Genomic DNA, 14,112 nt, shown 5'->3' with positions numbered 1-14,112 from the left:
CGCCCTACTACCTTAACTCCCAGCATCGACCCCCGACTGGGCGTCAGAAGCCGACACCAGGAACTTCATCGATGTGCCCTTCGACGGATTTTTAGGCCCGTCTTCAGAAAAAGCGGATTGACTAGAATACTGCACCACCCTCTGGGCGTGTATAGTGATTATATCATATAACTGTATTACACTCAATGTGAAGGATAGGAAAGCTTAGCATTCCCTGCTGACCATAAAATCTGCCAATTCTAGCAACAAGTCCGGTTTGACCCCCGCTGCCCGCACCGCCTGCTTAGCCAATTCCACATGCTCTTTTAATGCTCGCTCAGCCCCTTGTAGCCCAAGCAGGGAAACATAGGTGCTTTTTTGCTTACCGCGGTCACTGCCCACTTGCTTACCTAATTTTTGTTCATCCCCAATTTCATCTAAGATGTCGTCCTGAATTTGGAAGGCAAGACCAATCTCCCGGGCATAGCGGGTCAGCTGGGCAAGCTGTACCTCGCTAGCGCCTGCAACATAACACCCTAAACGTACGGCACAAACAAGCAGATCCCCTGTTTTGCGGGTATGGATGTCAGCCAGTTGCTCGAAAGTCATGGGAGCCCCCTCTCCCAGAACATCGGCTGTCTGTCCGCCAACCATGCCCGTTGGACCTGCCCGGAGAGCCAACTCTTTAATCATCCTCAGCTGCAGTTCTGGATCAGATGTTTGAGCGGTATCCGATAAAACATAAAAAGCATGGGTTAAGAGGGCATCGCCAGCCAAAATAGCCAGGGCTTCACCAAACACTTTATGATTGGCCAATTTTCCCCGCCGGTAATCATCGTCATCCATGGCGGGCAAGTCATCGTGGATAAGTGAATAGGTATGGATCATTTCCAGAGCACAAGCCGCTGGGATACCTTGATCCGTTTCCCCGCCAAGGGCATCAATGGTGGCCAACAAAAACATGGGACGAATCCGTTTCCCCCCTGCCAACAAGGAATACAGCATGGCTTCTTTCAACCGGGCAGGGGCCTCTAATTGCTGGACATACTTCCTTAAGGCTTCCTCTACGCGCTGCTTGTGATCATCTAAGAAGTGCTTGAGGTGTTGTTTCACTTACTTTCCTCCTCAATATGGAACGCTTTTTCCACCAGTTGCCCATCTTCTTCCAACAATATATTCACCTGCTGCTCCACTTTTTTCAATTTATCATGACAAATGTTGGACAGCTCCATTCCTTTTTGAAATAACTGAATGGCTTGTTCCAACGGAACATCCCCCGATTCCAACTGCTCTACAATCTTTTCCAACTGGCCTATAGCCTCTTCAAATGTTAAACTTATTTCCTCTTTCTCTTGCTGCAGCTGGTTTTCATGTTGCTGAGTATCACGCATCCCGTTGTTCCTCCTTTATCCCCCAGACTTGACAGTCAAGCTGGCCATCATGCATGCGCACCCGAACCGATTCCCCGGGTTGTATCTCTGTGACTGATTTGTAAAGCTTCTTTCCTTCTTGGTCGTAAACAAGGGAGTACCCTTTGGTCATGATTTTTAACGGACTTAAACCATCCAACCTGGAGATCACCAGGTCCAACTTAGCCTGTTTGGCTGTGAGGTATTGTTTCATCATCTTGGAGAGGGCGGATCTTAAACGCCTGTTCTCCATCATATATTGCCAGATGGCTGCTCTGGGGTGAGCCTGACGCAGCCGGTGATGGAGGGCGCCCAAATTGTTTTTCTGCTGATCCATGTAGCGGCGCATATGCTTGTGTAATTGATCAATTGTTTGATCCAGCTCTTGCTCTTTCTGTCTAAGCAGTGTTTTTGGGTATTTAAAAGCATAACTCTGACGCAAGCGGTTCAGACGTTGCCGTTCTTCGGCCACCAACCAGTTGATCTGCTTATACAACCGTCTTGTTAACTGACAGATGTCCTCTTCCAATTCCGTCAGCAACGGAGCAACAAGCTCTGCTGCAGCCGTGGGGGTTGGGGCACGCAGGTCGGCCACAAAATCGGCAATGGTGACATCCGTTTCGTGTCCCACTGCAGAAATGACAGGGATTTTGGCCTGGTAGATTGCCTCCGCAACCACTTCTTCGTTAAAGGCCCACAATTCCTCGATCGATCCCCCTCCCCGTCCAACAATTAACACGTCCAAAGGATAGCGGTGAGCCAGACGAATGGCGCGGGCCACGCTGGATGCTGCTTGTTCTCCCTGAACCTGGACAGGGATAAGCAAAACGTCCGCCACGGGAAAGCGGCGTTTAATGGTGGTTAGAATATCCCGGATGGCTGCTCCAGTGGGTGAAGTGATCACCCCGATTTTCCGGGGGAATTTGGGAATCGGCTTTTTTTTACTGGGATCAAACCAGCCTTTTAGGCGCAAGCGCTCCTTAAGCTCTTCAAAAGCCTGATACAGGGCTCCAATGCCGTCAGGCTGCATCTCTTTGACATAGAGTTGATACTGTCCGTCCCGTTCATAAACGTTAACTTCTCCCCGGGCGATCACCTTCAGTCCGTTCTGGGGCTTAAACTTTAACCAGCGATTATGGCTTTGGAACATAACTGCACGAATCTTCGCAGCTTCATCTTTTAAAGTAAAGTACATATGCCCGCGGCTGTGATGGGTGAAGTTTGAAATTTCTCCCCTGACCCACAGATTACGCCAGGAGTCGTTCTCTTCAAAACAACGCTTAATATCCCGTGTCAGCTCTTGAACGGTGATAATGGTTTGTCCAGTCAAAACAGCTTCCCCCAATAAACCGGCATTCTTAACACTTATGGCTTGCTTCTTGCTGCACAGCTTGCTTGGCAGCTTGCACGGTATTGTACAGGAGCATTGTAATCGTCATAGGCCCCACTCCACCCGGGACAGGGGTCAGATAGGCCGCTTTTTCCTTTACCTCATCAAATCGGACATCTCCTACCAATCGGCCTTCGGGCTTCCGGTTGACCCCCACATCAATGACAATGGCACCTTCTGCAACGTGTTCCCGGCCAATAACCCCTGGACAACCGCAAGCGACAACCAAAATATCCGCTTGCTTAGTGATCTTGGACAAATCCTTTGTCCTAGAATGGCAAATCGTCACTGTTGCATGTTCTCTTAAGAGTAACGTCGCCATCGGTTTACCCACAATATTGCTGCGTCCAATGACCACCGCATGCTTGCCGGCGATCGTTTCACCCGTAGACTGTATCATCTTGATAATGCCATGTGGGGTACAGGGTATAAAGCCTTCCGCGCCGATCATCAACTTGCCTGCATTGACGGGATGAAATCCATCCACATCTTTTTCAGGAACAATGGTATTAATCACAGCTTGCTCAGAAATGTGGGGAGGCAAAGGAAGCTGAACCAAAATACCGTGAATATTGGGATTTTCATTTAAATCGTTAATTTGTTTTAGCAACTCTGCTTCTGTTGTTTCTTCCGCCATCCAAAATATGTCAGAATAAATGCCGATCTCCTGACAAGCCTTAGCTTTTGCCTTCACATAGGTCACCGAGGCAGGATCATGGCCCACGATGATCACAGCCAGTCCAGGCGTCACACCCTTGTCTATCAGCCTGATAATCTCTTCTTTTAGGTCTTGGCGTATATTTTTGGCTAGCATCCTTCCATCAATAATGGTTGCAGTCATCACTGTTCCCCCTCTGTAAACAATCTAAACACAGTGTACCGTTATTAGGGGGAGAAGTAAATACCCGAACATTAATATATTTTATTTTATAAAATGTTCACCTTTTAGAATGGAGATACTGTAAAGTCAAACAAGCTACACCAAAAGCATTATCCGTTGAATATTTTGGCGGGGCAAAATAAAGTTGAGCGCCTACAGCACGATGCTCAAGTTTTTCCTTCAATTTTTTACGCAGATAACTGTTGGCGGCTACTCCCCCCACGATGAGGATATGCCGGCAATCAAACATGGTAATCACATGGCGCAGAGCTTTTTCCAATGTTTTAAACAGTGTATGTTCCACAGCACGGGCGATTTGGCCGGGTTCATAGCGGTTTTCTTCAATCAATCTGAGCGCAGCAGTAGCAGGCCCGGAAAAGCTGAATGCTCCATCCTTAACATACGAAGGAATAACGGGAAAATCACGGTTGTTTGCTCCTGTCCGTTCCCACTCTGAAGCTAGTTTTTCCAGATGCGGACCACTTGGAAAAGGCAAGCCCAGTTTGACACCAACCCTGTCTACAAACTGGCCGGCATGCAGGTCCAATGTCCCCCCGGCACGCTTGATTTTGTAACCTCTTTCCGTTCGTTCACAATGTAAAATCTCGCTTGTCCCGCCAGAAAAATGAACAGCTATGAAGGGGGAGGGAAGCCTCGTGCCGACCGAAAATTCGCCAGCGGCTATGTGTCCTTCCTGGTGGGTGGTTTTAAACAAGGGCACAGACAGGAAATAAGCAATCGTTTCCGCCAGAACTTCCCCTGCCTTAAAAACAGGCATATATGAATCTTCTACTGGTCTGGGTGCAGTGCTTACACCTACAGCCCGGATCTGCCGCTTATCTTCTTGGCTGAGCCCCAATTTGTTTAAAAGGGCTGGCCACTGTTTGAGATGCTCAAAAACTGCCTGGGATTGCTGCAGCCCCAACTTCCCTTCCTTAACCGGAAGGATCGGGTTTTGTTCAGCCACAATCTTGTAGCCGTCATCAACCAGGCATACAGATGTTCGGTAATGACTGGTATCAATACCCAAGACCTTCATTCTTCTGCTCCTTGCTTAACCACTTTACCTAATACGCCATTAATAAATTTGCCGTTCTTCTCTGTCCCAAACGCTTTGCCCAGTTCGACGGCCTCATTGATGACCACGGCAGGCGGAGTTTCTTGCATATAGTGTAACTCATACACGGCCAGGCGCAAAATGGCATGATCAACACGGGAGAGGCGATCAAGACTCCAATGGCTTACAGCTTGTTCGATGCGCCGGTCAATTTCAGCCAGATGCTCCACCGCTCCGGACACAAGCTGCTCCAAAAACGGATCTGTATGCCGGTCACCTACTATGTTGTTCAATGCTTGGCGCCAGTCAGTTTTCGCGATGTCCACCTGATACAAAGTCTGAACAGCGATTTTCCTTGCTTCTCTCCGTTTCATGGTTTAAATGCCACCTTCTGCTCGCTTAATGGTAACAAAAAAGGAAAAAAAGAGCCACCATACACACTGAGTGGTCTCTTGGTCTTTTCTTTTACCAATAGATTGCCCTAATCAACTTCTGCACTTGCCCCTGCTGGGGGAATTTGTACATCTACAATATGAACATTCACTTCCAGGACTTCAAGTCCCGTCATTTCTTCTATTTTACTTTTTACTTGCCGCTGCACCTGTTTAGCAACTTCGGGAATATGCTCTCCGTACTGGACGACGATAGAAACATCTATCACAGCGTGGTGTTCACCTAGGTGCACTTTGACCCCCTTGCTTAAATTTTTCCGCCCCAGCTTTTCCACAAGTTCGCCAACAAATCCTCCATTCATATGGGCAACTCCGTCTACTTTACTGGCAGCAAGACCAGCAATCACCTGGATCACTTCGGGTGCAATCTCCACCACGCCTATCTCAAATGATTGTTGGACATGGGGCAAAGATGTGTCCATTTTCAACACCTCCTTATGGTTTGACAGACGCTTGTCTTGGGGTACAGTTTGAAATTAATTTTCGTTTTTCTTGATCAGGTCATACGTTTCAAGGAACTTGGTGTTAAATTTTCCACTGATGAACGCCTCGTGGCGCATAACCCGCTGATGGAAGGGGATGGTGGTGTCGATCCCTTCAATGACAAATTCATCCAGGGCACGTCTCATGCGGGCAATCGCTTCGTCTCTTGTTTTGCCCCATACAATCAGTTTGGCAATCATGGAATCATAGTGGGGAGGGATAAAGTAACCCGGGTAAGCAGCGCTGTCTACCCTCACCCCCAGTCCGCCTGGTGGGAGATACATCTCTATTTTTCCAGGGGAGGGCATAAAGTTCCGGTCCGGATTTTCAGCATTAATGCGGCATTCAATCGCCCAACCGTTAAAGGTGACATCCTCCTGGGTAAATGATAAAGGTTCACCGGCAGCCACCATCATTTGTTCCTTGATCAGGTCGATGCCGGTAATCAGTTCAGTCACAGGGTGTTCCACTTGAATTCGGGTGTTCATCTCCATAAAATAATAATTTCCATCTTTATCGTAAATAAATTCGATCGTGCCAGCACCGGTGTAATTGACCGCTTTGGCTGCCTTCACTGCCGCTTCTCCCATTTCCTGCCGCTTTTCAGGTGTTAAAGCCGGAGAGGGGGCTTCTTCGATTAATTTTTGTAACCGCCGTTGAATGGTGCAGTCGCGTTCCCCCAAATGCACAACATGGCCATATTTATCTGCCATGACCTGAATTTCCACATGCCTGAAATCTTCAATGTACTTCTCAATATACAAGCCGGGATTACCAAAAGCGGTTGCCGCTTCCTGTTGTGTAATCCGGATGCCTTTGACCAGCTCGTCCCGGTTGCGGGCCACTCTGATCCCTTTGCCTCCCCCGCCTGCCGTGGCTTTGATTATCACAGGATAGCCAATTTCTTCTGCAACCTCAATGCCTTGTTCAACATCTTCAATCAAGCCCCGGGATCCGGGAACGATGGGAACTCCAGCTGCAGCCATGGTGCGGCGTGCCACATCTTTGGCGCCCATTTTTTGAATAGCATCGGGACGGGGGCCAATAAACGTTATGTTACACTCCGCACATAATTCAGCAAAATCAGCGTTTTCGGCTAAAAAACCGTATCCAGGATGAATGGCATCCACTCCTGTCAGCGTGGCCACACTCATCAAATTGGTGAAATTAAGATAGCTGTCTTTGGACGGGGTAGGCCCGATACAGTAAGCTTCATCAGCCAGCTTGACATGCAAACTGTCCCGGTCTGCTTCAGAAAAAACGGCAACAGTACTAATCCCAAGCTCCCGACATGCTCGAATAATCCGTACGGCTATTTCGCCACGGTTGGCAATTAAGACTTTCTTAAACATGGCCTCTTCTCCTTTGATTCGGATTACTCGGGTTTGACCAGGAATAAGGGTTGTCCATATTCAACCAATTGTCCATTCTCAGCGAGAACCTCTACAATTTCTCCCCTTACTTCAGCCTCAATTTCATTCATTAACTTCATCGCTTCCACAATACAAACTACAGTGTTTTCTGTTACTTTATCTCCTTCTTTAACGTAGGGTTCAGCATCGGGCGCTGGAGCGCGGTAGAAGGTTCCGACCATGGGTGATACGATTTTATGTAAGCCACTGGTATCCTTTTCCTCTTCTTGTGCCTTTTTAGGCTGAGCATGCTCTTCCCGCGCCGGTTGAGGGCTGACATCTGGCTTCTCCTTCACCTCTACAGGATCAGCGGGTCTTTGAGCTTCTGGAGGTGCGGGCGTGACATTTTGGGCGGGTTGAACCTCTTGTTGCTCATCTTTTTTGATCGATATTTTTAAGCCTTCAAACTCGTATTCAAACTCTGTGATTTTAGATTGATCAACGAGTTTGATTAGCTCACGGATCTCGTGCATTTTTAACATCATCATCACTCCTTTATCCCTTGTCAAGTAATTTTGGCTCATCTCATTATATCATATCCATACCAAAAATAAATGACCTTGCCTTAAGAGCAGGTCTTAGGCACAAGGTCACATTTTGTCCAAAGCCTGTTTATCTGTAATCAACGGTTACCATATGGCCTGGAACATCCAGATGCTTGCGAACCAGATGGATGATTTTCAGCACTTCTTTTTTGTCAAGTTCTTCATCACTGCGCACGATGACATTAATGCCTTCGTTTTTAGTATAGATCACCAGCGCGTCTTCATAACCTTCCTGTTTAATCAGATTCTCCAATGTGTATTCGGTTTCTTCCTGATCCCATATAGCTTCAATTTTGGCTTGAGCTTCCGCTACCGTCTGAGCGGTCGCCTCCGAAGCGTTCATCATGTTTTGATATTCTTCAAACTTGTCTGCCCGCTGCCGCTCACGCTCGATGCGGTAAGCGATGAAGAAGTCGAGCGGGTTCCCAGCTTCCTCAAGGGTGAAGTCACCATTCATATCACTAATGGTGTCAACCCAGTCAATCTCGTCTAAACTCACTTCTTCCCCTTCGGCTTCTTTGTCCAGCTCATCCAGCGTCACATAGTCGTATTCTGGAGATCCATTGAACAAGTAATAGGCCGACAAGACCACCATTAAGGTTAACATGGTTAAAAGCCAGATGGTTTGTTTTCTGAGCACCATCATAGTCCCTCCTTAATCATTTTTGGGTAAGACAGAGACTTTATTGGCAGGAACATCCAACACGCGCTGAACGGCTTCGGTAATCCAGGCTTTCACTTGCATGTTTTCTGCTCCCGAAGCGACCACTAAAACACCGCGGACCCGGGGTTTTTTGGTTTTAACGACAATCGGTTCCTCATTGTTCCCCTGGCGGATGATGACGACTTGTTCCTCCTTCAGTGTATCTTCAATCTGGCGATTCCCCCCTTCCCGGTCTTGTTCTGTCGTATTTGACTCCTGGGTTTTTATATTTTTCTCGACCACCGTCTCGGCGGTGGAGTCCAGGTTAACCATAACCGAGACATCACGGACACCTTGAATTTTGCTTAAAATGTCTTTTAACTGGCTCTCTAATGCTTCTTCATAATCTTTGATCGTCACCGGTTCTTTTGGCGATGAGCCTAGCGTTTCTGTAACCTCTTCTTGCTGAAGCGAGACCGTGTGGACTGGGACGTTATTCTGGGAAGAGAAATAATTGGGCACGATCATGGCTGTTAGTCCCAATGCAGCCAATATCAAAATCCAATGGGTCAGTTGCCATTCGCCCTTTTTATGTCCCTCTTCCCCGCGTTGGCTTGTTTGGCTTGTCATGCTTGGGTGTTCCGACTGTCCCTCTAACACTTTCCTCGTCAGCTTGCGCCACCACTTTGCCATTGGGATCACCTCCCGAGCCACGATAAGTCAATCTTGTCTACAGATATATTCCACTTCCAATCAAAATATGTTAAAACCTCTTCTTGTATTTTTCGTTCTGCATGGGAAGGCTTCTTGTTCTCCTCAGGTGATTCTTGTTCTTCGCTGACTTGGATGACAACCGGTTCAACAGGCCGTACTGTTGTCCCGTCAAAGTTCTGCTCTTCCTCTTCTCGTGCAGTGACCACGACCACCAGTTTACTCACAATGGCTTCCCCTTCTTCTACCGTTAACGTCAGGTCCAGGTGGTCAACGGACAGTGGAAACTGGCTTTCCAAATCCCTCTCCATCTCTTCCTTCATGAGCCGCTCCACCTCTTTAAAAAGGGCTTCCTGCTGCAGCTGTTCGATTTCTTTCCGCTTATGGTCAATATCAAATTCAGATTCTTGCCCCTTTTCAAACAGAGCTTCCATTTCCCGCAGCATGCGCTCGTGATCAAAAGTAAACAGCTCCAGTACAGGGGACAGAATAGTCATAATGATTAAAAGTCCCACGACAAGTTTGATATAGCGGCGCATCTGGCTGTTAGGCATCAGCAAGTCTAAAAAAGTGGCAATTAAAATAATGAGTACAATCTGTTTAATTAATTCTCCTAAATAGGCGATCACGTCACTCACCTGACCATGACTGACAGATTTCCAGCAGCGATAATGATGGTGAGACCAAGAAAGAACATAAGGCACACTGTAGCCAAAGCAGCAAACACAAACAGCAAGTTTTTGCCGATCACATTCAAGCAGGCAATGACACTAGCGTTGCCCAGCGGTTGCAAGACAGCAGCAGAAAAGTTGAATATTAAGGCAATGGTCAAAATTTTTAAAGCTGGAAAAGCAGTGAGTAAGATTAAAATGATGACTCCGGCCAAACCAATCGTGTTTTTAATCAACAGCGAAGCACCAATCACCGTATCCGTGGCATCGGTAAACATCCGCCCCACAATGGGAACAAAGTTGCTGGTGACAAACTTGGCTGCTTTAACCGTCACGCCGTCCACAACAGCCGAGGTGGCCCCCTGCACCGAAACCACTCCCAAAAACACCGTCAGAAATACCCCGAGCAAGCCAACGCTAAGGTTACGCAAGAGATTGGCCAGCTGACTCACCTTGTACTGTTCAGAAAAGGCACTGACAATACCCAAAATCGAGGAAAACAAAAGAAGCGGAAAGACAATATTATGAATTAAGATCCCGCTGGTATTTATGAGAAAAATAATCAGCGGATGAAACAGGGAGACTGTCGTGATATTGCCCATGGAAGCAATTAAGGCCAAGAGGAGTGGAATGAGGGCCATCATAAAATGAACCATATTGGCGATGGCCTCTTGGGCATATGTCATTGCGACATGAAAACTGTTAATGGCAATGATAAAAATGACCAGGTAGGTGATTGCATAAGCCACTTTACTCACGTTATTGCGCTCAAAGGCCGATTGAATGTTTTCCAAGATCATGCTGAAAACGGTTAACAAGACAATAACCACCAGCAGTTTGCCATTTAACAGCAGCTCGTGAAATACATACAGAATGAATCCTTTTAAAAGATTTAGGGAAAAAATGGACCCTTCAAATTGAAAAAAATCGCTGAGTTCCCGTGGCTGGTTTTCCGGCAGAAAACCGTCATATTCCTCCCTGACCCGTTGCCAAAAAGCCTCCACTTCACTCGTGCCCAGGCGCTTGAGTTGAAACTCGATCAAGCGCTCCTGTTCTTCCAGATCCGGTGGCTCAACTACACTCTGAGCCCTTGCCTCCTGCGGAAGAAAAAGAACGATCAGCAACATCATGAACAGGATATAATCTCTGAGTCTCATAACCGGTTCTCCTTTTCCGGGGCGGTCTAAGCGAAAATCCCGCTTGTCCCTAAGAGGGAATCAGGCTGATCACTGTCTCGATTATCACCGTAATAATGGGAATGGCCATCACCATAATCAGGACCTTACCGGCCAGTTCAATTTTTGAGGCAATGGCACCCTGTCCCGCATCGCGGGTGATTTGGGCAGCAAATTCGGCAATATAAGCGATGCCGATAATCTGCAAGATCGTTTTCAAGTAAATCAGGTTGATGCCGCCTTCAACAGCAAGGCGCTCTAGCACGCGAATGACGTCGTAAATTTTGCCGATAAGAAAGAAAAAGATCAGCACCCCTGTAAAGGTGGACAGTAAAAAGGCAAAAACAGGCTTTTGTTCCTTTAACACGATAGCCAATACGGTAGCAACCAACCCAATGCCTACAATCTGTATAATTTCCACCGGAACTCCCTCCCTCATTGAAAGAGGAAGACGGATTTAATGGTTTGAAACAAATCATGAATCCAGTTGGCGACCATGTACAGCACCACAATAAAACCGATTACGCTGACCCATTGGGCAATATCCTTTTTCCCTGCTGATTCCAAAACAGTTGAGACCATCGCCACAATAATGCCGATGCCTGCAATTTGAAACAACGTGTTAATGTCTGCTCCCAACTTGCCCCACCCCTTTTACCTACAACATTAGAATGACAATCAATACACCTGATAAGACACCCAGAGTCTTGTACATCTTCTCATGTTTGTGTTGTTCAGCTTCAGCTTCCTTCTCCGCTTTGCCAAACTGGGCCAGCATTAAACGCAAATGTTTATGCTGGTCTTCCCGGTCCGAGCCCCCCACCACTTTTCCAAAATGGTACAGCCATTCCTTTTCTACATTTTTCAAGGCCAGCCTGTTTTCTACATCAGCCAGTGCCCTCTGCCAGCAAGCGTAAGTCGTAGCCCCATCCAGGTGTTCCAAATAATAAGCACAGCGCTCAAAAAGCGCAGGAATAACCCCCTCCTCTTGCTGTCCCAGGCGTTTAAAAGCAATGGTCAACGGGGTAGAACCATAATATATTTCAGTCTCCAGCAACTGTAAGCACATCTGCAGCTCACGCAGCTGCTTGGACCGTTCAGTAAGCCGGAAAGCCAGATAAAACCCGGTCAGCGTCGTAGCAGAGATGATCAGGACCGCTCCCAACAATTTAAGCATAGTTCATCCCCCTGAGCGATGAAGGATAAAGCAGCCGTTCTTGGGCATCGGTGATCAATTCTATCGTTCCGGCGCCTTTACGGTGGCTTAACACAACAAACCGTTCAAAAACGGAAGTCTGAAATAAGGGTTTAAGCCCCGGACGCCGTTTTATGTCTGCCAGAGTTGAACCATGAGCTGTCACCACCACTGTCACACCGGCATGGAGGGCCTCCAGGATCGCCAGTGTGTCCTGCTCGCTGCCAATCTCATCACAGGCGACCACCTGCGGACTCATGGAACGGATTAACATCATCATCCCCTCTGCTTTGGGGCAGGCATCCAAAACATCTGCCCTGGGTCCCAGATCATGTTGGGGCAATCCGTCCAGACAACTGGCAATCTCCGAACGTTCATCCACTACACCCACTTTAACCCCTCTTAACCCAAGTTCAGCCTTTCCAGAACTCAATACACGGATAATGTCCCGTAAAAGCGTTGTTTTGCCGCACTGAGGGGGAGATATAATCAACGTGTTGAGCGGACTCCCGTTATCAAGCAAATACGGTACTACGCCTTCTGCTATACCCTTCATCTCCCGGGCCACCCTAAAATTAAAAAAACGGATATGTTTGACGTGTTGCACCCGCCCATTATCCACAACCGCCCGTCCGGCTATGCCCACTCTGTGTCCGCCAAAAATCGTAATAAAACCTCTGCGCAACTCCTCTTCGAGAGCATACACGGAATGCCGGCTAATCAAATTGAGGATCTTCTGTCCGTCTTCCGGGGTAGCCACCAGTCCCTGGTCTGCCGAACGGCACAGCTGGCCTGATTCCGTTAAGAAATAGGATTGATTTTGAACCCTAATCTCGATCGGTTGGTTAATGCGGATGCGAATTTCCTCTATCTTGGCTTGAACATCGCTGGACAGGCAAACCACAGCATGCCTGATCCGTTGTGAAAAGCAGGCTAACAAGCGGCTGTCCATGGGTATTCCCCCATCTTTGTCCACTTTCTTATCTCATTCTTATGCAGGCTTGACCTGGGAATATGCCCCCTTAATTTGGCTAAGCTATAGAAAAACCGATTGAAAGGAGCAAGGCGGATGGGATATCTGATAACAGACAACGGACACATTTATTATGAAGTAGAAGGCAATGGGAGCTACAACAGGGTTTTGCTAGACTTTTTCCAAACCATTTTAGAGCACCGTGACAATTACTTCCTTAAACCCAAGATAATCAATCCCACTCCCGTTCCGATCAACACCAATTTGGAGTAAGGCATTTTACCGGCCAAGTGCACCAGCCCCAAAGTCATACTGGTAATAAAAAACAATGGTCCGACCATGGCCAGAAAGGCATTGACCATCATGGCTTTTTCAACAGAATTCAGCTTGAGAATCAGAAAACCGGCTACCATTTCGATCAGGCCTGAAACCAAACGCAAACTGGCCATGGCCACGATGACTTTATCAATGATATAAATCATATTACCCCCTCCTCCTTCTTCATATTTATAGGAGGGGTGTCCATTTTATGACGAAATAAAAAAAGGAGCATGGCGCTCCTTGACTTTGATCATATTAAGCACGGGAGACATATTCGCCTTTTCTCGTGTCAATAATCAGAGTGTCCCCTTCGTTGACAAAGAAAGGCACTTGCACCACCAGCCCCGTTTCCAATTTAGCCGGTTTAGTGCCGCCTGAAGCAGTGTCTCCTCTGATGCCAGGCTCTGTTTCCACTACTTTTAACTCAACCGTATTGGGCAGCTCAATCCCTAAGGTCTCTCCTTTGTACAAGATCACATTGACGACCATATTTTCCAGCAAAAACTTTAATTCGTGCTCCAGTTGCTTGCGATGAAGCGTAATTTGTTCGTAAGTCTCAGTATCCATAAACGTAAATTCATCCCCGGAATTGTACAAATATTGCATTTTACGTGTTTCCACATGGGCCCGGGCTATCCTTTCAGTGGTGCGAAATGTACGCTCTTGGATGACACCGGTTTTTAAATTTTTTAATTTAGAACGGACAAAAGCAGCCCCTTTTCCCGGCTTAACATGCTGGAATTCAATGATTTGCCATACCTCACCATTCAGCTCAATAGTTAATCCGTTACGAAATTCAGAAGTGGTGATCATCAT

Annotated in this window: 19 protein-coding genes; all 19 read right to left on the bottom strand. The window is 47.2% G+C overall.

What is annotated here, in order from left to right:
- Positions 1-204: 204 nt before the first annotated feature.
- Positions 205-1,092, bottom strand: coding sequence for a polyprenyl synthetase family protein (locus IEW48_RS05135; RefSeq protein WP_229703952.1), 888 nt, complete (start codon positions 1,090-1,092; stop codon positions 205-207).
- Positions 1,089-1,370, bottom strand: a complete 282-nt coding sequence (gene xseB, locus IEW48_RS05130) for an exodeoxyribonuclease VII small subunit (protein ID WP_188622862.1) — start codon at positions 1,368-1,370, stop codon at positions 1,089-1,091. The genes IEW48_RS05135 and xseB overlap by 4 nt, the downstream gene beginning before the upstream one ends.
- On the bottom strand, positions 1,363-2,718 hold the full coding sequence (xseA, locus tag IEW48_RS05125) for an exodeoxyribonuclease VII large subunit (protein WP_188622861.1): 1,356 nt from the start codon (positions 2,716-2,718) through the stop codon (positions 1,363-1,365). Before xseA ends, xseB begins: the two co-directional genes overlap by 8 nt.
- Positions 2,719-2,746: 28 nt before the next feature.
- Positions 2,747-3,619: a bifunctional methylenetetrahydrofolate dehydrogenase/methenyltetrahydrofolate cyclohydrolase FolD gene (gene folD / locus IEW48_RS05120; protein ID WP_188622860.1), complete on the bottom strand. Its 873-nt coding sequence runs from the start codon at positions 3,617-3,619 to the stop codon at positions 2,747-2,749.
- 97 nt (positions 3,620-3,716) lie between these two features.
- The gene (locus tag IEW48_RS05115) at positions 3,717-4,697 is read right to left on the bottom strand and encodes a tRNA (adenosine(37)-N6)-threonylcarbamoyltransferase complex transferase subunit TsaD (RefSeq protein WP_188622859.1); all 981 of its coding nucleotides are present in this window, start codon (positions 4,695-4,697) and stop codon (positions 3,717-3,719) included.
- Entirely contained in the window at positions 4,694-5,089 is a 396-nt protein-coding gene (gene nusB, locus IEW48_RS05110; RefSeq protein WP_188622858.1) for a transcription antitermination factor NusB, read from the bottom strand. Before nusB ends, IEW48_RS05115 begins: the two co-directional genes overlap by 4 nt.
- A 107-nt stretch (positions 5,090-5,196) precedes the next feature.
- Positions 5,197-5,589, bottom strand: a complete 393-nt coding sequence (locus tag IEW48_RS05105; RefSeq protein ID WP_188622857.1) for an Asp23/Gls24 family envelope stress response protein — start codon at positions 5,587-5,589, stop codon at positions 5,197-5,199.
- 54 nt (positions 5,590-5,643) lie between these two features.
- On the bottom strand, positions 5,644-7,002 hold the full coding sequence (gene accC / locus IEW48_RS05100; protein WP_188622856.1) for an acetyl-CoA carboxylase biotin carboxylase subunit: 1,359 nt from the start codon (positions 7,000-7,002) through the stop codon (positions 5,644-5,646).
- A gap of 23 nt (positions 7,003-7,025) precedes the next feature.
- Positions 7,026-7,544 (bottom strand): acetyl-CoA carboxylase biotin carboxyl carrier protein, encoded by a 519-nt coding sequence (gene accB / locus IEW48_RS05095; RefSeq protein WP_188622905.1) that lies wholly within the window; start codon positions 7,542-7,544, stop codon positions 7,026-7,028.
- A gap of 130 nt (positions 7,545-7,674) precedes the next feature.
- Entirely contained in the window at positions 7,675-8,250 is a 576-nt protein-coding gene (locus IEW48_RS05090; RefSeq protein ID WP_188622855.1) for a SpoIIIAH-like family protein, read from the bottom strand.
- A gap of 12 nt (positions 8,251-8,262) precedes the next feature.
- Positions 8,263-8,943 (bottom strand): stage III sporulation protein AG, encoded by a 681-nt coding sequence (gene spoIIIAG, locus IEW48_RS05085; protein ID WP_229703951.1) that lies wholly within the window; start codon positions 8,941-8,943, stop codon positions 8,263-8,265.
- Between the two features lie 5 nt (positions 8,944-8,948).
- The gene (gene spoIIIAF / locus IEW48_RS05080; RefSeq protein WP_188622854.1) at positions 8,949-9,590 is read right to left on the bottom strand and encodes a stage III sporulation protein AF; all 642 of its coding nucleotides are present in this window, start codon (positions 9,588-9,590) and stop codon (positions 8,949-8,951) included.
- A gap of 5 nt (positions 9,591-9,595) precedes the next feature.
- Entirely contained in the window at positions 9,596-10,789 is a 1,194-nt protein-coding gene (spoIIIAE, locus tag IEW48_RS05075) for a stage III sporulation protein AE (RefSeq protein ID WP_188622853.1), read from the bottom strand.
- Between the two features lie 49 nt (positions 10,790-10,838).
- Positions 10,839-11,228, bottom strand: a complete 390-nt coding sequence (gene spoIIIAD, locus IEW48_RS05070; RefSeq protein ID WP_188622852.1) for a stage III sporulation protein AD — start codon at positions 11,226-11,228, stop codon at positions 10,839-10,841.
- 14 nt (positions 11,229-11,242) lie between these two features.
- On the bottom strand, positions 11,243-11,446 hold the full coding sequence (spoIIIAC, locus tag IEW48_RS05065; RefSeq protein WP_188622851.1) for a stage III sporulation protein AC: 204 nt from the start codon (positions 11,444-11,446) through the stop codon (positions 11,243-11,245).
- Between the two features lie 19 nt (positions 11,447-11,465).
- Complete coding sequence (spoIIIAB, locus tag IEW48_RS05060; protein WP_188622850.1) at positions 11,466-11,984, bottom strand: stage III sporulation protein SpoIIIAB; 519 nt, start codon at positions 11,982-11,984, stop codon at positions 11,466-11,468.
- A complete protein-coding gene (spoIIIAA, locus tag IEW48_RS05055; RefSeq protein ID WP_188622849.1) occupies positions 11,977-12,954 on the bottom strand; it encodes a stage III sporulation protein AA in 978 nt (325 codons plus the stop codon). Before spoIIIAA ends, spoIIIAB begins: the two co-directional genes overlap by 8 nt.
- 230 nt (positions 12,955-13,184) lie before the next feature.
- Positions 13,185-13,457, bottom strand: coding sequence for a YqhV family protein (locus IEW48_RS05050; protein ID WP_188622848.1), 273 nt, complete (start codon positions 13,455-13,457; stop codon positions 13,185-13,187).
- Positions 13,458-13,551: 94 nt separating this feature from the next.
- Positions 13,552-14,109: an elongation factor P gene (gene efp, locus IEW48_RS05045; protein WP_188622903.1), complete on the bottom strand. Its 558-nt coding sequence runs from the start codon at positions 14,107-14,109 to the stop codon at positions 13,552-13,554.
- Between the last annotated feature and the right edge of the window lie 3 nt (positions 14,110-14,112).

The sequence above is a fragment of the Caldalkalibacillus thermarum genome, from assembly GCF_014644735.1.
In the GTDB taxonomy this organism is placed as follows: Bacteria; Bacillota; Bacilli; order Caldalkalibacillales; family Caldalkalibacillaceae; genus Caldalkalibacillus; species Caldalkalibacillus thermarum.
Note: the sequence above shows the minus strand (reverse complement) of the source record. Positions and strands in the feature narration are given on the sequence as shown.